A 17833-nucleotide genomic window follows, 5' to 3' on the forward strand; every position below is an offset into this window, starting at 1 on the left:
TTCAAATGCAAACAATTATCAAATGGCCGCCTTCGCCCGCGGCGAGGTGATCGCTGCCGAGGATACTTGGCCTGCCGTCCCGATGCGCGGGAAAACCCTTCAAGGAAGCTGTCTATGCGCCTGAGTACCCGCGTTGCCGTGCTGTGTGTCGGACTTTTGGTCAGCCACCAGGCTGCAGCGGCCGAGTTGCCGCAACGTTGGGTCAGCGCTGGCGGCGCATTGTCGGAGTGGGTGAGTGCGCTGGGTGGCGAGGCCAAACTGGTGGGCGTCGACACCACCAGCCAGCATCCGCAATCCCTCAAGTCGCTGCCGAGCATCGGTTACCAGCGCAGCCTGTCGGCCGAAGGCATCCTCAGCCTGCGCCCGGACATCCTGATCGGCACCGAAGAAATGGGCCCGCCGCCAGTGATCTCGCAGGTTCGCAGCGCCAAGGTGAAGGTGGCGTTGTTCTCGGCTCAGCCGGATCTGCCGACGCTGGAAAAAAACGTTACCCATCTGGGGCAGTTGCTCGGCGCCGAAAGCCAGGCCGCGCAATTGCTGCAAAGTTATCAACAGCAGCTCGATGCGCAAAAAGCGCGTGTGGCCCAAGCGCAGACTAAACAGAAAGCGCCGGGCGTGCTGTTGCTGCTCGGGCATGCCGGCGGCAAACCACTGATCGCCGGCAAAGACACCGCCGCCGATTGGCTGCTGCAACAGGCGGGCGGGCATAACCTCGCGACCCACACCGGTTACAAACCGTTTTCCGTGGAATCCCTGGCCAGTCTTGATCCTGAAGTGCTGGTGTTCGCTGACCGTGCGCTGACCGGCGAGGCGGCGAAAGCGGCGTTGTTCAAGGAGAACCCGATCCTCGATTCCAGCCGTGCGGCCAGGACCGGCCGTGTGCTGGAGCTGGATCCGACGCTGCTGGTGGGCGGACTCGGGCCGCGTTTGCCGGCTGCGCTGAAGACCCTGTCTGACGGTTTCTATCCGGCCCAGAGCGGCCAATGACCACGTTGGTCAAACCCCGTGGCTTGTTCATCGGCCTGATCCTGCTGTGTCTGCTGGCGATCTGGTTGTCGCTGGCGTTGGGGCCGGTCAGTCTGCCGCTGTTCGATACCTTGCGCGCCGCCCTGCGCATGATCGGTGTGCCGCTGGCGCCGGACGGACTGGAGCAGGCTGAACTGATTCTCGGGCAGATTCGTCTGCCGCGTACGCTGCTCGGGCTGGCCGTCGGCGGTGTGTTGGCGCTGTCCGGGGTGGCGATGCAGGGGCTGTTTCGCAATCCGCTCGCCGATCCGGGACTGGTGGGCGTCTCCAGTGGTGCGGCGCTGGGCGCGGCGGTGGCGATTGTCGGCGGCTCGTTTTTTGGCGGATTACCGGAGTGGTTCGGGCCTTATCTGCTGTCGGTATGCGCGTTTCTTGGCGGGCTCGGGGTAACGGCGCTGGTGTATCGACTCGGTCGCCGCAACGGGCAGACCAATGTGGCGACCATGCTGCTGGCGGGGATTGCCCTGACAGCGCTGGCCAGTTCGGCGGTGGGGCTGTTTACCTATCTGGCCGACGACGCGACATTGCGCACGTTGACGTTCTGGAACCTGGGCAGCCTCAACGGCGCCAGCTATGCACGGTTGTGGCCGCTGCTGATCATCACCGTCGGTGTTGCACTTTGGTTGCCACGCCGGGCCAAGGCGCTCAATGCGTTGCTGCTCGGCGAGTCGGAAGCCGGGCATCTGGGAATCGATGTCGAGCGGCTCAAGCGCGAGCTGGTTTTCTGTACGGCGCTGGGTGTCGGCGCTGCGGTGGCGGCGGCGGGCATGATCGGCTTCGTTGGGCTGGTAGTGCCGCATCTGGTGCGCTTGCTCGCGGGGCCGGATCACCGGGTGTTGCTGCCGGCATCGGTGCTGGCCGGTGCGAGTCTGTTGCTGCTGGCGGATCTGGTGGCGCGTCTGGCGCTGGCGCCGGCAGAGCTGCCGATCGGCATCGTCACCGCGTTCATCGGTGCGCCGTTCTTCCTTTATCTGTTGCTGCGAGGGCGTGCCTGATGCTGCGTGCGCACAATCTGCACATCCGCCGTGGCCACAAGACTGTTCTGGCCGATGTCAGTCTGCAACTCGAACCGGGCGAAGTGCTGGGTGTGCTGGGGCCGAACGGCGCCGGTAAAAGTACCTTGCTCGGTGCGCTTTGCGGCGAGTTGAGCGCCAGCGACGGGGAAGTGCTGCTGGACGGTGAGGCCTTGAGCCATTGCAGCGGCACACAGCGCGCCCAGCGACTGGCGGTGTTGCCGCAGGTGTCGACGCTGGATTTTGCCTTTCGTGTTGAAGAAGTGGTCGGCATGGGGCGTCTGCCTTATCAGAGCGGGCGGGTGCGCGATGACGAGATCGTCGCTGCCGCATTACGGGCGGCCGATGCCGGCCATCTGAGTGGCCGCAGTTATCTGGCGCTGTCCGGCGGCGAGCGCCAGCGGGTGCATCTGGCGCGGGTGCTGGCGCAGCTCTGGCCGGGGCAGGCGGGGCAGACTCTGCTGCTTGATGAGCCGACCTCGATGCTTGATCCGTTGCATCAACACACGACGCTGCAAGCGGTGCGCGAATTTGCCGATCGTGGCGCGGCAGTGCTGGTGATCCTGCATGATCTGAATCTGGCGGCGCGCTATTGTGATCGCATCCTGCTGCTGGAAGGGGGGCGCCCGGTGGCGTTGGGCACGCCGCAACAGGTATTGCGTCCGGAATCGCTGAAAGCGGTTTTCGGTCTGGAGGTGCTGGTGCAACCGCACCCGGAGCGCGGGCATCCGCTGATCATCGCCCGCTGATTTCGTCATCGAGGTGAGCGTATGCGCGGGATTTTGCTGTTGGCGGTATTGTGGCTCGCAGGTTGCCAGCATGTTGCAGCGCCGCCGGTCGTGGGCGAGATCCGTGATTTGCGCAGCGGCGAGAGGCTGACGGCGCAGCAATTACTGGCTCAGTTAAGCAGTCCATCGCAGGTGATTATTGGCGAACAGCATGACAACGCCGATCACCATGCCCTTCAATTGTGGTTGTTGCAGAACCTCGAAGCGGCGCGCCCTCAGGGCAGTCTCCTGCTGGAAATGCTGACGCCCGATCAACAGTCGCGCGTCGATGACGTGCGCCATGCCGCAACGCTACCGGCTGATCTTCCTGCTGCATTGGCCTGGCAGGACGGTTGGGACTGGAATCTCTATGGTCCGATAGTACGGTTCGCCCTGACGCAATCCTGGCCGTTGCTGGCGGCCAATCTCGATAACATCGAAATTCGCGCGTTCTATCGCGATCCTCCGGTTTTGAGCGGAGAGCGCAGCACCGCCAGACCTGTGAGAGAGACCCTGTTGGAGCAGATCGGCGATTCTCACTGCGGCCTGCTGCCGTCATCACAAATGCCGGCGATGCTCGCTGTTCAGCAACAACGGGATCGGCGCATGGCCACGCGTTTACTGGCGGCGCCTGCGCCAGCATTGTTATTGGCGGGTGCGTATCACGCGCGCAAGGATGTGGGCGTGCCGCTGCATGTGCTGGATCTGGGCGCGCCCGAAGCGCCGACGGTGTTGATGCTGGCGGAACAGGGCAGTCAGATCACGGTGGCGATGGCTGATTACGTCTGGTTCACACCGGCCACGCCGAAGCCGGATTATTGCGCCGAGATGCGTAAACAATTCGGCAAGAAATGACTTTTCCACAGGCAAAAAAAGACCCGGTAAAAACCGGGTCAAATAACCGTGATTAGCCTGATGAGGAGATAATCTGAGAGTCCGAACCAAGGGCTTTTCAGAATATCGACTGATCTCGCGATCAGTTGTGATAATCATAGCGATTCTCATTACCAAGTCAACTGCTGTTTTTCATTTCTGTCGTTTTGTCCCGGCAATGGCGTAAACGCCCCGTGAGTATGGGCGTCAGGTCTGGGCTGTGAGCTGCTTGTTGAGCTGGTCAATACGCCGCGCCATGCTTTCGAGCAGGCTGTGGGCGATTTTTGGATTGGTGCGGGTCATGCTCAGAAACTGATCGCCGGGAATCAGCATCACCGTGCACGCTTCCCGGGCAATGACAGTGGCATTGCGCGGTTCGCCGGTGAACACGGCCATTGCGCCGAAGATCTCATCTTTGGGCACATCGCCTACCTTGTGCCCGTTAACAAAGGCTTCGGCGTGTCCCTCGATGATTACGAACACATGATCTGCCACGTCGCCCTGGCGTATCAGAACGTCTCCGACCTCGACGCGCTTGAACCCATGGGTGCTGCGAAACTCGCGTGGTTTGAACTCGGCAACCGCGTGGGCCAGCAGCGCCATTTGCCCGAGCAGGTAGTGCAGAAACTGCTTCGAACGCGCAGCGTCGCTATACACATGCTGAAACAAATCACTTCGATGATAAGGCAGTAATGTCAGCGGGTTATCCGTGCACAAGGCGCAATCCGCCCATTCCGGACCCTGTTGCAGGCCGATCAGATCTCCCTCATGCCAATAGAACAGACCGCGACCACTGACTCGCCCGGTGATCACACCTTGCGTCAGCAAGTACAACTGGTCGTCCGGCAGACGTGCCAACAGATCATCCGTGGCGTCCAGTTCCAGCGCCGGCCCGCACGGCGCCAGGCCTTCGAGCCATTGCGCAGGCAAGCTCTGCAAGTGGTTGATCAATGCATCGGCCTGGGCCGATTGTTCTCCGAGCAGGTACATGGCGGTCAGTGCCCGTCAGTTCTTGTGGCGAGAGGTAATGGCTTCCAGCTGCTTGTTCAACGCATCCTTGCGCTCGGCGGGTATGTCGTTCCAGTGCACATCCATCAGCGCCCCTTCGATCGCATACAACAACACCTTTGACGCGCGGAACCCGCGTGTGCGCACGGCCCGGTAGGCATCCACCGCGCCCAGGCGACGCAAGTCCGAGGCGCTGTGGATGCCCACGGCATGCAGCCATTGCGCCGACGTCTTGCCAAGATTCTTCAGGTGTTGCAGTTCATCATTCATCAAGCCTCCTTGCGACGGCCGAATGGTGCGTGGGCGAGCTTCTCAGGAGTGTAGCCATCAGTAGGAAAAGCGTGGTTGTTTGGTCGGATTCAACGCAAACGCTTCTAAGAAACGTCAGTTTTTGCTGATGAATCAGGATGAGGAGGGCGAGGGAGAATTACGAATAGCACGCAGTCCAGCGCAAAGCGGGGGCGCTGGACGGTTCAGGTTTTTAAAAGCTTCAGCGAGTGCGATAACGCAGGCGCGTACCGAAATTCATCGACATCAGGATTTCGTCGGCACTCAGCTCCGGCGGGAAGTAGGCCCCGGAAATCTGCGCGTGGGCCAGGCTGGCGCCTTCCAGCGAAGCGTTGCGAAAGTCGATGCCGCGCAGGTCGGCGGAACGGAAGTAGGCGTCCCTGAAGTCCACGCCATCGGCGTTCAGTTCCCGCAGGTCGAGGCCGCGGAAGTCGCCGCCGACCATGTTGATCGGGCCGTCTTTCGGACGCTCGTTGTTGAATCCTGTTATGTCGTCTTTGTGCAGCAAGGCATAAAGCGGTGTATCGAGAAGTTTCGGCTGGCTCATGTCAAATTACCTGTTGGTTTTATGACGCCAGTATAGTGCCACTATTTGACGGCCGTGAAGCGAGCGAGGGCTTCACGGCCGAAATAGTTTCTTACAGGCCCGGCAGGCGCTGGCGGATCTGCGCCACGACGGTATCCAGGGTGCCGGATTCATTGGTCTGCACGCGTTTGCTGCGCAGAATCTCCTCCGGGCTCAAGGCTTCGCGGTTGGCCTGTTGCGCTTCGATCACGGCGAGGGTTGCGTCGGACGGATCCTTCTTGTCTGCCTGACGAATCGCCAGCCAGCTCTCGATAACTGCCTGAGGTGCATTGCAGTCGAGGATCAGGAACGGCGTGCCAGTGGCTTCGGCAACCTTGGCGGCGTTGTCGCGTTGTTCGCGCTTGAGGTAAGTGGCGTCGATCACCACCGGGAAACCGGCGTGGAGGATCACTTCGGCGATTTCATGCAGGCGCGCATAAGTCGCGGTGCTGGCATCGGCGCTGTAGATCCCGGCCTGAACATCATTGGCAACGGTTTGCTCGCCGAACAGGCGCTTGCGCTCGACGTCGGAACGCAGGCGTATCGCGCCCAGCGCTTCGACCAGACGCATGGCCACATGGCTTTTGCCGACAGCGGACACGCCGTGGGTGATTGCCATGAAGCGCGAAGGAATGGTGCTGTAGCTTTCCGCCAGGTTGGCGTAGTTGCGGTACTGGCGCAGGGTCGTGGCGCGCTGCACCGGAGTCGCATCGGCCGGCATGCTGAACAGGGCAACCTTTGCACGTACCAGCGCGCGGTAAGCCTTGTAGAAGTTCAGCACCTCCAGGCCTTGATAGTCGCCGGTCAGTTCCAGGTATTGGCTGATGAAACGACGGGCCAGGGATTTCAGGCCACGGTCTTCCAGGTCCATCGCCAGGAAACCGGTGTCGGCCCAGACGTCAGTGAAACGGAACGGTTCGTTGAATTCGATGCAGTCGAAGATCACGACTTTGCTGTCGATCAGCGTGGCATTGCCCAAGTGAATGTCACCGTGGCATTCGCGAGTGAAGCCGTCGGCCTTGCGTTGGGCGAACAGCGGTTTCAGGCGATCGAAGCTGCTTTCAGCCCATGCCTGTAGGGCGTCGAGTTGCAGCAGGTCATTCTTGTCGCTGAGGAACGGCAGGATCTGTTCGAAGTTCTGGCGCACCGGTGCCATCACGCTTTCCGGTGTGCCGGCTTCGTGTTCGGCCGGGACTTTCGGCGCGTTGAGGTGGAAGCGGGCAATCTGCTCGGCCATCGCGTCGATGTGCGCGGTGGTCAGCTCGCCGTTGGCTTGCAGGGTGCTGAGCAGGCCGGTCTGTGGGAACTGGCGCATTTTCAGCACGTATTCGATGGCCGGGCCGTCGCCACCCAGTTGCGGGGCTTCGGCGCTGCCGGTCACTGGAATCACTTGCAGATACAAATCTTCGGTCAGCCGCTGGTTCAGCCGCAGCTCTTCGCCACAGAAGTGCTCTCGGGAATCGAGGCTGGTGAAGTCGAGGAAACCGAAGTTCACCGGTTTCTTCACTTTATAAGCGAAGGGACCGGTGAGCAGTACCCACGAGATATGGGTTTCGATGACCTGGAACCCTTCGACGGGATGCGGGTAGAGGGCCGGGTTTTGCAGGGCAGCGATCAGGGACTGGCTCACGGACGATCCTTCAGAGTCTGGGGGAAATTCAAGGTCGTCATTATGGCCGCTCGCCAGCCCGACGCAAACCTCGGAGCGCGCCTGTTGAGTATGAATAAAGTGCGTATAATCCGCCGCCATGACTCGTACTCGATCTCCCCGTACCCCAAAAAAACCAGCTTCCCGGGGCCTGCGCCCATGGTTGGGCTGGGCCCTTAAACTCAGTCTGGTCGGCCTTGTGGTGCTGGCCGGCTTCGCCGTTTACCTCGATGCCGTGGTGCAGGAGAAGTTCTCCGGCAAGCGCTGGACCATCCCGGCCAAGGTGTACGCGCGTCCGCTCGAGCTGTTCGTCGGACAGAAGTTGAGCAAGGACGATTTCCTCACCGAACTCGATGCCCTGGGCTATCGCCGCGAAGCCGTGAGCAATGGTCCCGGCGCGGCGGCGGTCAATGGCAACACGGTTGATCTGAATACCCGTGGCTTCCAGTTCTATGAAGGCCTTGAGAAACCGCAATCGGTGCGCGTGCGTTTCTCCGGCGATTATGTGGCCGAACTCTCGGCGACCAACGGTTCGAAGCTCTCCGTGGTACGCCTGGAGCCGCTGATGATCGGCGGCATCTACCCGAAAAACCTTGAAGACCGGATTCTGATCAAGCTCGATCAGGTGCCGCCGTATCTGCTGGAAACCCTGGTCGCGGTGGAAGACCGGGATTTCTACAGCCACTGGGGCGTCTCGCCGAAATCGATTGCCCGCGCCATTTGGGTCAACACCTCTGGCGGCAAGATGACTCAGGGCGGCAGTACGCTGACCCAGCAACTGGTCAAGAACTTCTACCTCACCAACGAACGCAGCCTGACTCGCAAGCTCACCGAAGCGATGATGGCGATGTTGCTTGAACTGCATTACGACAAAAAGGAAATCCTAGAGGCTTATCTCAACGAAGTCTTTGTCGGGCAGGACGGTCAACGTGCGGTGCACGGCTTTGGTCTGGCGAGCCAGTTTTTCTTCGCTCAGCCCCTGTCCGAGTTGAAGCTGCATCAGGTCGCGCTGTTGGTCGGCATGGTCAAAGGTCCGTCCTATTACAACCCGCGTCGCAACCCGGAGCGGGCGCTGGAGCGACGCAATCTGGTACTCGATGTGCTTGAGCAGCAGGGCGTTGCCTCTGCAGAACAGGTGGCCGCCGCAAAGAAAATGCCACTGGGCGTAACCACACGCGGAAAACTGGCCGACAGCTCCTTCCCCGGTTTCATCGATCTGGTCAAGCGCCAGTTGCGTGAAGACTATCGCGACGAAGATTTGACTGAAGAAGGCCTGCGGATCTTCACCAGCTTCGATCCGATTTTGCAGATGAAAGCCGAAGCGTCGGTCAACGACACCTTCAAGCGTCTGTCCGGTCGCAAGGGTTCCGACGACGTGGAAGCGGCGATGGTCGTGACCAATCCGGAAACCGGTGAAGTCCAGGCCATGATCGGCAGCCGTCAGGCGAGTTTTGCCGGTTTCAACCGCGCACTGGATGCGGTGCGGCCGATCGGCTCGCTGATCAAGCCGGCGGTTTATCTGACGGCGCTGGAGAAGCCGAGCCAGTACACATTGACCAGTTGGCTGTCGGACGAGCCGCTTTCAATCAAGGGCGCGGATGGTCAGGTCTGGAAACCGCAGAATTACGACCGTCGCTCCCACGGTACAGTGTTCCTGTATCAGGGGCTGGCGCATTCCTACAACCTGTCGACCTCGCGTCTCGGTCTGGCGGTCGGCGTTCCGAATGTCCTCAAGACGCTCGCGCGGCTGGGCGTGACCCGCGAGTTTCCGGCGTTCCCGTCGATGCTGCTGGGCGCTGGCGGCATGACCCCGATCGAAGTCGCGACCATGTATCAGACGCTGGCCAACGGTGGTTTCAATACGCCGATGCGCGGGATTCGTAGCGTGCTGACTGCCGAGGGCGAGCCGCTCAAGCGTTATCCGTTCCAGATCGAGCAGCGTTTCGATCCGGCCTCGATCTACCTGATCCAGAACGCCATGCAGCGGGTGATGCGTGAGGGTACCGGCAGTTCGGTTTATAACGTGTTGCCAAGAACCCTGACATTGGCGGGCAAGACCGGCACCAGTAACGATTCGCGCGACAGCTGGTTCGCCGGTTTCAGTCAGGATCTGCTGGCGGTGGTCTGGCTCGGCCGTGATGACAACGGCAAGACGCCGTTCACCGGGGCCACCGGTGCGTTGCAGGTCTGGACCAGTTTCATGCGCAAGGCCGACCCGCTGCCGCTGGACATGCCGCAGCCGGATAACGTGGTGCAGGCCTGGGTCGATTCGCGTACCGGCCAGGGTTCCGATGCCAGCTGTCCGGGCGCCGTGCAGATGCCGTATATTCGCGGCAGCGAACCGCCACCCGGTGCCTCCTGCGCGGGCGAAAGCCCGGCCTCGGGCGAATCGGTGATGGATTGGGTCAAGGGCTGGATGAATTAAGCAAAGAGGGTTTCAAGTGAACAAGTGGTTGATTCCAGCGGTGACCGCCGTGGCTTTGCTCAGCGGCTGCTCCACCGTACAGCGTGGTTCGATCCCGGTTGTGGACTCCGGCACCGCCGTGTCCAACAGCGAACGCATTTCGGCCAATGGCGGTTTCCGTCAAACGACAGTGAAGCGTCCTGCTCAGGCCCAGACCCAGGCGATCCCGCAAGGCGATACCGGTGTGGTGGTGATGGTGCCGGGCGGCGCAGCGGCTTCGGCGCCGATCAGCACTTCGCCGATCGTTCCGGGCCCGGCGTCGGGCGGCATCACGCCGGGGCCGTATAACCCTTCGCCGGTCGAGTCGGCGCCTATCAGCTCCGGCAGCTACAGCATGCCTTCGACGCCGAGCGGCATTCCATCGGCTAGCAGCAGCGGCGGCGGTCTGTCTGCCGACGAGCAGCTGGACGGCCCGGTTCTCGCGCTGCTGACCACTGCGCAACAGCAACAGGCCGGCGGCGACCTCAACGGTGCGTCCTCCAGCCTGGAACGTGCCCAGCGCGTGGCGCCGCGCGAGCCGCAAGTGCTTTACCGTCTGGCACAGGTGCGCATGGCCCAGGGCGATGCGCCGCAAGCCGAGCAGACTGCCCGCCGTGCACTGACCATGGCCAACGGTCGTCCGGACTTGCAGGCCAGTCTGTGGGAATTGATCGCTCAGGCACGTGAGAAACAAGGCGATTCCGCCGGTGCCTCTCTGGCCCGTCAGAAGGCCAAGGTTTCGCTGTGATGGACAGTCGTTTCTCCAAAGTCGCCGATCAATTGTTGTTGATCGAGCGTGAACTGCGCGCCCAGGGCTGGTGGGATGACGTCCAGCCCTCGGTCGAAGCCCTGAGCAGTGTCGAGCCGTTTTCGGTCGACACCCTCGATTTCGAGCAGTGGCTGCAATGGATATTCCTGCCGCGGATGAAGATGATCCTCGAACAGGATCTGCCATTGCCCAATGCTTCGGGCATCCAGGAAATGGCCGAAATGGTTTTCGCCCAGCGCAATGTGCAGGGCAAGGATCGGCAACTTCAGGTGTTGCTCAAAGAATTCGACCTGCTGATCACCGCTTCGCGCTGAGCCGGGAGCTGCCAGTCGTTACTGGCAGTTTTCTGCTATTTGTTTTTTTGCTTCTTCAGTACGTTGCTGGCGCTGGTCATCGCTCAGTCGTCGCAGTTCTCCCTCCACTTCTTCCCTCAACCGCGGGTTGTTCTGCAGTTGCGCGAGATTCGTGCGCGCCTGTTCGCAAAATGCCTTGAGTTGACTCTGTTGTTCGGCCACTTGCTGCTTGACCTTGTCATCGATGGCTTTCTGATCGCCCAGCGTTCCGCCGCCAGGTAGTGCGGCAGGGGTTGGCGCGGGTGAGGAGGGCGTCTGCACGGCGGTGGATGAATGCCCCGGTGGTGGCTGCTGATCGAAATGGGTGACGCCCTGGGCATCGACCCATTTGTAAATCTGAGCGGCCATGCACCATGGACTGGCGCTGATTAGTAGAGTTAGTAGAAGCGTTCGCATGCTGATTCCTTGGCAAAACTGCGCAATTGAAGCTAACAGAGTAGCGGTTTCCAGGTTTTTTCTTGCGTTCTCATGTGCTTACCCACAATTAAGCACATAGACGGCTTGACTTGCAGAGGGCGAAACAGAAGAATCCAAAGTCCGCTGTACAGGGACTGCCAGAAGCAGACCCTCTCGGCAGATCATGAGGCGCATATCCGCGTCGACCTGTTACACCCGCAACGCGTTACCTCGCGCTGGGTGGGAAAGGCCCGCAACACTTGGGACGATCCCAATACTTGCTCAGTCAGTGCTGACGTAGTCGGCGACCACCGTCGCTCATGCTCTGCCGAGAAGTAAACCTATTAAGACCCGTTCGCTTTTTTGTGGACGGTATTCTGGCGTTTTAGAGGTGAACAACGTGGAGCTTTTATCTGGCGGTGAGATGCTCGTCCGCTTTTTGCGTGACGAAGGCGTCAAATATATCTACGGGTACCCGGGTGGTGCTCTCCTTCATGTTTACGATGCCCTGTTCAAAGAACCGGAAGTGACCCACATCCTGGTTCGTCACGAACAAGCGGCTACCCATATGGCTGACGGCTACGCCCGTGCCACCGGTAAAGCCGGTGTGGTATTGGTGACTTCCGGTCCAGGCGCCACAAACGCCATCACCGGTATCGCCACCGCCTATATGGACTCGATTCCAATGGTGATCATTTCCGGTCAGGTGCCAAGCACCATGGTCGGCACCGATGCGTTCCAGGAAACCGACATGATCGGTATCTCCCGGCCGATCGTGAAGCACAGCTTCATGATCAAGCACGCTTCGGAAATCCCGGAAGTCATGAAGAAAGCCTTCTACCTGGCGCAATCCGGTCGTCCGGGCCCGGTCGTGGTCGATATCCCCAAAGACATGACCAACCCGGCCGAGAAGTTCGAATACATCTTCCCGAAGAAAGCCAAACTGCGCTCCTACAGTCCGGCCGTTCGCGGTCATTCCGGGCAAATCCGCAAGGCGGCAGAAATGCTCCTGGCGGCCAAGCGTCCCGTGCTGTACTCCGGCGGTGGCGTGATCCTCGGCAACGGCTCCGCGCCGCTGACCGAACTGGCAAAAATGCTTAACCTGCCGGTTACCAACACCTTGATGGGCCTGGGTGCCTACCCTGGCACTGATCGTCAGTTCATCGGCATGCTCGGCATGCACGGCAGCTACACCGCCAACCTGGCGATGCACCATGCCGACGTGATCCTGGCAGTCGGTGCGCGTTTTGACGATCGCGTGATCAACGGCGCGCCGAAGTTCTGCCCGAACGCCAAGATCATTCACATCGACATCGACCCGGCTTCGATTTCCAAGACCATCAAGGCCGACGTGCCAATCGTTGGTCCGGTGGAGAGCGTCCTGACCGAAATGGTCGCGATCCTCAAGGAAATCGGCGAAACCCCGAACAAGGAAGCGGTCGCCAGTTGGTGGAAGCAGGTCGATGAGTGGCGCGGTGATCGCGGCCTGTTCCCTTACGACAAGGGCGACGGCAGCAAGATCAAGCCGCAGACCGTGATCGAAACCCTGTGCGAAGTGACCAAGGGCGACGCCTTTGTGACCTCCGACGTGGGTCAGCACCAGATGTTCGCTGCGCAGTACTACAAGTTCAACAAACCGAACCGCTGGATCAACTCCGGTGGTCTGGGCACGATGGGCTTCGGTCTGCCGGCCGCGATGGGTATCGCGCTGAGCTTCCCCGACACCGATGTTGCGTGCGTCACCGGTGAAGGCAGTATCCAGATGAACATCCAGGAACTGTCGACCTGCCTGCAATACGGTTTGCCGGTCAAGATCGTCATCCTGAACAACGGTGTTCTGGGCATGGTTCGTCAATGGCAGGACATGAGTTACGGCAGCCGTCACTCGCACTCCTACATGGAGTCCTTGCCTGACTTCGTCAAGCTGGCTGAAGCCTATGGCCACGTCGGCGTGCGCATCACCGAATCGAAAGATTTGAAGTCGAAGATGGAAGAGGCGTTCGCCATGAAAGATCGCCTGGTGGTGATCGACATTTCGGTCGACACCAGCGAGCACGTCTATCCGATGCAGATCAAAGACGGCTCCATGCGCGATATGTGGCTGAGCAAGACGGAGCGTACCTAATCATGCGGCACATTATTTCCTTGCTTCTGGAAAACGAACCCGGTGCTTTGTCTCGCGTAGTCGGCCTGTTCTCGCAGCGCAACTACAACATCGAAAGCCTGACCGTGGCGCCAACCGAAGACCCGACCCTGTCGCGTCTGACGCTGACCACTGTCGGTCACGATGAAATCATCGAGCAGATCACCAAAAACCTGAACAAGCTGATCGAAGTGGTCAAGCTGGTGGACCTGTCGGAAAGCGCTCACATCGAGCGCGAACTGATGCTGGTCAAGGTCAAGGCCACTGGCGCTCAGCGCGCCGAGATCAAACGCACCACCGATATTTACCGTGGACAGATCGTCGACGTCAGTGCCAGCGTGTATACCGTTCAACTGACCGGTACCAGCGACAAGCTCGACAGCTTCATTCAGTCCATCGGCACCGCATCGATTCTGGAGACCGTCCGCAGTGGCGTCACCGGTATTGCCCGCGGCGACAAAGTACTCAGCATCTAAACCAAATTAGCGAATGGCCTGAACGGCCTGGATATAAAGGGGAAATTCATGAAAGTTTTCTACGATAAAGACTGCGACCTGTCGATCATCCAGGGCAAGAAAGTTGCCATCATCGGTTACGGTTCCCAGGGCCACGCCCAGGCATGCAACCTGAAAGATTCCGGTGTCGACGTTACCGTCGGTCTGCGTAAAGGTTCGGCTACCGTTGCCAAGGCTGAAGCCCACGGCCTGAAAGTGACCGACGTGGCTGCCGCTGTTGCCGGTGCCGACCTGGTCATGATCCTGACCCCGGACGAGTTCCAGTCCCAGCTGTACAAGAACGAAATCGAGCCGAACATCAAGAAAGGCGCCACCCTGGCCTTCTCCCACGGCTTCGCGATCCACTACAACCAGGTTGTTCCGCGTGCCGACCTCGACGTGATCATGATCGCGCCGAAAGCACCGGGCCACACCGTACGTTCCGAGTTCGTGAAAGGCGGCGGTATCCCTGACCTGATCGCGATCTACCAGGACGCCTCGGGCAATGCCAAGAACGTTGCACTGTCCTACGCTGCTGGCGTTGGTGGCGGTCGTACCGGCATCATCGAAACCACCTTCAAGGACGAGACCGAAACCGACCTGTTCGGCGAACAAGCCGTTCTGTGCGGCGGTACCGTCGAGCTGGTAAAAGCCGGTTTCGAAACCCTGGTTGAAGCTGGCTACGCGCCGGAAATGGCCTACTTCGAGTGCCTGCACGAACTGAAACTGATCGTTGACCTCATGTACGAAGGCGGTATCGCCAACATGAACTACTCGATCTCCAACAACGCTGAGTACGGTGAGTACGTGACCGGTCCGGAAGTGATCAACGCCGAATCCCGTCAGGCCATGCGCAACGCCCTGAAACGTATTCAGGACGGCGAATACGCCAAAATGTTCATCAGCGAAGGCGCAACCGGCTACCCTTCGATGACCGCCAAGCGTCGTAACAACGCCGCTCACGGTATCGAAATCATCGGCGAGCAACTGCGCTCCATGATGCCGTGGATCGGTGCCAACAAGATCGTCGACAAAGCCAAAAACTAAGTCGTCGAACCTTGTATGAAAAAACGCGGCCTCGGCCGCGTTTTTTCGTATGGGCCGGCGGTTCTGGTATAAAGCTGCATCGTTTGTGGCCGAACCGTCGTCCCAGACATCTGTCGAAAATGTCCAATCCGTTGCAAGGTACTGTCCATGAGCGAACGTCCCGAAGAGCCGAACCAGGCTTCAGACGCCGAAAGCCTGCTGCCCATCGATGAGCACATCGAAGAAGGGCATGACGCAGAAGGCCGTAAAGTCCGGCATCGCGGTATCTATCTTCTGCCGAATCTGTTCACCACTGCGAACCTGTTCGCAGGGTTCTATTCCATCATCAACTCGATGAGTGCCCAGGCTGCGCTGAGCGCCGGGGACGCGGCGAATGCGAGCAAGTATTTCGCCTTCGCCGCCATCGCGATTTTTGTCGCCATGGTGCTCGATGGCCTTGATGGCCGGGTAGCGCGCATGACCAATACCCAAAGTGCGTTCGGTGCCGAGTACGACTCGCTGTCGGACATGGTTGCCTTCGGCGTTGCCCCGGCCTTGCTGGCTTTTGGCTGGGCGCTGGGTGACATGGGCAAGGTCGGCTGGATGGTTGCCTTCATTTATGTGGCCGGTGCGGCCTTGCGTCTGGCGCGCTTCAACACTCAGGTGGGTACCGCCGACAAGCGCTACTTCATCGGCCTGGCCAGCCCAGCAGCTGCGGGTGTGGTGGCAGGGATTGTCTGGGCGTTCAGCGATTACGGGATCCAGGGGTCGAAGATGTCGTTCCTGGTCGCGCTGATGGTGGCGGCCGCCGGGATGCTGATGGTCAGCAATATCAAATACAACAGCTTCAAGGAGCTGGATCTGAAGGGGCGCGTGCCGTTCGTGGCGATCCTGGCGGTAGTGCTGGTGTTTGCCGTGGTGTTCAGCGATCCGCCTCGCATTCTGCTGCTGGTGTTCCTCGCCTATGCCGCCTCGGGCCCGGTGCAGTATCTGTTGCATCTTCGTCGTCACAAACACGCCGAGTGATGTAATTTCCCTCATACTCCGCAGTCTATGGTGCATCTGTCCTCCAAAGCTGCGGAGTTGCCATGCTGATCAAAGTCCCCAAAGCGTCCGACTGCCATGAATCGGACGTCACGCCTGAATCCATCTATCTCTCTCGCCGACAATTGCTCGGAGCGACTGCTGCCGGTTTGGCCATGAGCACTTTGCCGCGCTGGGCCAGTGCCGAAGACGCTGCTCGCTATGCCGATGTCGAGGCCGGAAAGGCGCCCGCCTGGTTTGCCGAGAAACTGCCCTCTGTCAAATGGGGAGCGGTGAACGTCAAGGATGAGGCGATTACGCCTTTCAAGGACGCGACCCATTACAACAACTTCTATGAGTTCGGCACCGACAAGGGGGATCCGGCGGCCAATGCCGGTTCGTTGAAAACCGAACCGTGGAGTGTTGTGGTGGACGGGGAGGTGGGTAAGCCGGGGCGTTATGCTCTGGAAGATTTCATGAAGCCTTACCAGCTGGAGGAGCGTATCTATCGCCTGCGTTGTGTCGAGGCGTGGTCGATGGTGATTCCCTGGATCGGGTTCCCGATTTCGGCACTGTTGAAGCAGGTAGAGCCTACCTCCAATGCCAAGTACATTCGCTTCGAAACCCTGCAGGATCCCAAGTCCATGCCCGGACAGCGTTCGGGATTTGCCCTGATCGACTGGCCTTATGTAGAAGGCTTGCGTCTGGATGAGGCGATGAATCCCTTGGCGATTCTGGCGGTGGGTATGTATGGCCGTGAGTTGCCGAATCAGAACGGTGCGCCGCTGCGTCTGGTAGTGCCATGGAAGTACGGCTTCAAGAGCGTCAAATCCATCGTGCGGATCAGTCTGGTCAGCGAGCAGCCGAAGACAACCTGGCAGAGCATTGCGTCTGATGAGTACGGGTTCTATGCGAATGTAAACCCTACGGTCGACCATCCACGTTGGACTCAGGCGCGGGAAAGGCGGTTACCTAACAGCCTGTTCAAGCCGAATGTGCGTGACACGCAGATGTTCAACGGCTATGCGGACGAGGTCGCTTCTTTATATGCAGGGCTCGATCTGCGGAAGAACTACTGATGCGATATCCAATCTGGCGCGTAGGTGTTTTCCTGGCTGCGGCAATCTGGCCGCTGTTGTGGTTCTATCAGGCCTTTGCGGATCTGCTTGGGCCTGATCCAGGGAAGGTCCTGGTTGATCGGCTGGGGCTTGGGACGTTGGTTTTGCTGTTGATTACCTTGAGTATGACGCCACTGCAGAAACTTACGGGATGGGCAGGGTGGATTGCTGTGCGTCGGCAGTTGGGGCTTTGGTGTTTTGCCTATGTGGTTTTGCATCTTTGCAGCTATATGGCTTTCATTCTCGGTTTCGACTGGTCGCAACTGGGTGTCGAACTGCGCAAGCGTCCCTATATCATTGTGGGTGCTCTGGGTTTCCTGGGATTGTTGGCATTGGCGGTTACCTCCAACCGGTACAGTCAACGCCGTTTAGGTACCCGCTGGAAGAAGCTGCACCGGTTGGTGTATGTGATTCTCGGGTTGGGATTGCTGCATATGTTATGGATCGTACGTGCGGATCTCAAAGAGTGGTCAATCTATGCCGTTATAGGCGTTTTCCTTTTGGCGCTGCGTATTCCGCCTTTGACACGCCGGATCCCGCGTTTGATGGGTAAAAAACAGGTTTTTCAAGAAAAGCGGAATTAGGTGTTGACGGCAGATTCTGAGTCTCTATAATTCGCCCCACTTCCGGCGCAGTCGAAACGGAAAACTCCTTGAGATTCAATGAGTTAAGTAGGTTTCGAAAGCGGATTGCTTCAGGTCATCGAGGTCTGGAAGAAGTTGGAAATGCCGGATTGTTACGGCGCTTTCAACAGTTCGATCTTCTCGGTCGAAAGCGGAGAAAAAGAGGTGTTGACAGCAGCGTGTAACGCTGTAGAATTCGCCTCCCGCTAACGAGAGATCGGAAGCGCAAGTGGTTGAAGTTGTTGAAGAAATCTTCG

The 17833-nt window shown here is 59.4% G+C and carries 18 protein-coding genes and 1 pseudogene; 13 read left to right on the forward strand and 6 right to left on the reverse strand.

The genetic code is table 11. The annotated features are described in order from the left end of the window. The first annotated feature begins 114 nt into the window (after positions 1 to 114). The 4 genes from L6D81_RS23130 to L6D81_RS23145 are packed head-to-tail and all read left to right on the forward strand — an operon-like array spanning position 115 to position 3661. Positions 115 to 987 (forward strand): heme/hemin ABC transporter substrate-binding protein, encoded by an 873-nt coding sequence (locus L6D81_RS23130; RefSeq protein ID WP_236182070.1) that lies wholly within the window; start codon positions 115 to 117, stop codon positions 985 to 987. A gap of 50 nt (positions 988 to 1037) precedes the next feature. Further along, complete coding sequence (locus L6D81_RS23135; protein ID WP_192565057.1) at positions 1038 to 2021, forward strand: FecCD family ABC transporter permease; 984 nt, start codon at positions 1038 to 1040, stop codon at positions 2019 to 2021. Further along, positions 2021 to 2788 (forward strand): heme ABC transporter ATP-binding protein, encoded by a 768-nt coding sequence (locus L6D81_RS23140; RefSeq protein ID WP_236182071.1) that lies wholly within the window; start codon positions 2021 to 2023, stop codon positions 2786 to 2788. The genes L6D81_RS23135 and L6D81_RS23140 overlap by 1 nt, the downstream gene beginning before the upstream one ends. Before the next feature lie 21 nt (positions 2789 to 2809). After that, positions 2810 to 3661 carry a ChaN family lipoprotein gene (locus tag L6D81_RS23145; protein WP_236182072.1) on the forward strand — a complete coding sequence of 284 codons (852 nt, stop codon included), beginning with the start codon at positions 2810 to 2812 and terminating at the stop codon, positions 3659 to 3661. Positions 3662 to 3886: 225 nt separating this feature from the next. Here the strand turns inward: L6D81_RS23145 and L6D81_RS23150 are convergent, their stop codons facing one another. The 4 genes from L6D81_RS23150 to L6D81_RS23165 all read right to left on the reverse strand — a co-directional run bounded on the left by L6D81_RS23150 (position 3887) and on the right by L6D81_RS23165 (position 7170). Beyond that, positions 3887 to 4669 (reverse strand): Crp/Fnr family transcriptional regulator, encoded by a 783-nt coding sequence (locus L6D81_RS23150; RefSeq protein ID WP_236182073.1) that lies wholly within the window; start codon positions 4667 to 4669, stop codon positions 3887 to 3889. 15 nt (positions 4670 to 4684) lie between these two features. Further along, positions 4685 to 4957: a TfoX/Sxy family protein gene (locus L6D81_RS23155; RefSeq protein WP_236182074.1), complete on the reverse strand. Its 273-nt coding sequence runs from the start codon at positions 4955 to 4957 to the stop codon at positions 4685 to 4687. A 220-nt stretch (positions 4958 to 5177) separates the two neighbouring features. Beyond that, positions 5178 to 5522 (reverse strand): pentapeptide repeat-containing protein, encoded by a 345-nt coding sequence (locus L6D81_RS23160; protein WP_236182075.1) that lies wholly within the window; start codon positions 5520 to 5522, stop codon positions 5178 to 5180. Between the two features lie 91 nt (positions 5523 to 5613). Next, a complete protein-coding gene (locus L6D81_RS23165; RefSeq protein ID WP_236182076.1) occupies positions 5614 to 7170 on the reverse strand; it encodes a bifunctional aminoglycoside phosphotransferase/ATP-binding protein in 1557 nt (518 codons plus the stop codon). 118 nt (positions 7171 to 7288) lie between these two features. Here L6D81_RS23165 and mrcB point away from each other — a divergent pair, with 118 nt between their 5' ends. The 3 genes from mrcB to L6D81_RS23180 are packed head-to-tail and all read left to right on the forward strand — an operon-like array spanning position 7289 to position 10714. Next, a complete protein-coding gene (mrcB, locus tag L6D81_RS23170) occupies positions 7289 to 9613 on the forward strand; it encodes a penicillin-binding protein 1B (protein ID WP_236182077.1) in 2325 nt (774 codons plus the stop codon). A 16-nt stretch (positions 9614 to 9629) separates the two neighbouring features. After that, positions 9630 to 10379 carry a tetratricopeptide repeat protein gene (locus tag L6D81_RS23175; RefSeq protein ID WP_236182078.1) on the forward strand — a complete coding sequence of 250 codons (750 nt, stop codon included), beginning with the start codon at positions 9630 to 9632 and terminating at the stop codon, positions 10377 to 10379. Beyond that, positions 10379 to 10714, forward strand: a complete 336-nt coding sequence (locus L6D81_RS23180) for a YqcC family protein (RefSeq protein WP_236182079.1) — start codon at positions 10379 to 10381, stop codon at positions 10712 to 10714. Before L6D81_RS23175 ends, L6D81_RS23180 begins: the two co-directional genes overlap by 1 nt. Positions 10715 to 10732: 18 nt before the next feature. Here the strand turns inward: L6D81_RS23180 and L6D81_RS23185 are convergent, their stop codons facing one another. After that, positions 10733 to 11149, reverse strand: coding sequence for a DUF4124 domain-containing protein (locus L6D81_RS23185; protein WP_236182080.1), 417 nt, complete (start codon positions 11147 to 11149; stop codon positions 10733 to 10735). 400 nt (positions 11150 to 11549) lie between these two features. Between L6D81_RS23185 and L6D81_RS23190 the strand changes: the two genes are divergently transcribed. The 6 genes from L6D81_RS23190 to msrQ all read left to right on the forward strand — a co-directional run bounded on the left by L6D81_RS23190 (position 11550) and on the right by msrQ (position 17537). Next, positions 11550 to 13274, forward strand: a complete 1725-nt coding sequence (locus L6D81_RS23190) for an acetolactate synthase 3 large subunit (protein ID WP_011335952.1) — start codon at positions 11550 to 11552, stop codon at positions 13272 to 13274. Between the two features lie 2 nt (positions 13275 to 13276). Further along, positions 13277 to 13768 carry an acetolactate synthase small subunit gene (gene ilvN / locus L6D81_RS23195; RefSeq protein ID WP_003205610.1) on the forward strand — a complete coding sequence of 164 codons (492 nt, stop codon included), beginning with the start codon at positions 13277 to 13279 and terminating at the stop codon, positions 13766 to 13768. Between the two features lie 48 nt (positions 13769 to 13816). Then, positions 13817 to 14833, forward strand: coding sequence for a ketol-acid reductoisomerase (ilvC, locus tag L6D81_RS23200; RefSeq protein ID WP_007959661.1), 1017 nt, complete (start codon positions 13817 to 13819; stop codon positions 14831 to 14833). 147 nt (positions 14834 to 14980) lie between these two features. Then, positions 14981 to 15838 carry a CDP-diacylglycerol--serine O-phosphatidyltransferase gene (gene pssA / locus L6D81_RS23205; protein WP_039771608.1) on the forward strand — a complete coding sequence of 286 codons (858 nt, stop codon included), beginning with the start codon at positions 14981 to 14983 and terminating at the stop codon, positions 15836 to 15838. 62 nt (positions 15839 to 15900) lie between these two features. Beyond that, positions 15901 to 16914, forward strand: coding sequence for a protein-methionine-sulfoxide reductase catalytic subunit MsrP (gene msrP, locus L6D81_RS23210; protein WP_236182081.1), 1014 nt, complete (start codon positions 15901 to 15903; stop codon positions 16912 to 16914). Further along, a complete protein-coding gene (msrQ, locus tag L6D81_RS23215; RefSeq protein WP_236182082.1) occupies positions 16914 to 17537 on the forward strand; it encodes a protein-methionine-sulfoxide reductase heme-binding subunit MsrQ in 624 nt (207 codons plus the stop codon). Before msrP ends, msrQ begins: the two co-directional genes overlap by 1 nt. A 75-nt stretch (positions 17538 to 17612) precedes the next feature. Here msrQ and L6D81_RS23220 read toward each other — a convergent pair. Continuing rightward, positions 17613 to 17833, reverse strand: a pseudogene (locus tag L6D81_RS23220) (hypothetical protein); the annotation flags it as partial.

The organism is Pseudomonas sputi (genome assembly GCF_021603585.1).
GTDB classification, from domain to species: domain Bacteria; phylum Pseudomonadota; class Gammaproteobacteria; order Pseudomonadales; family Pseudomonadaceae; genus Aquipseudomonas; species Aquipseudomonas sputi.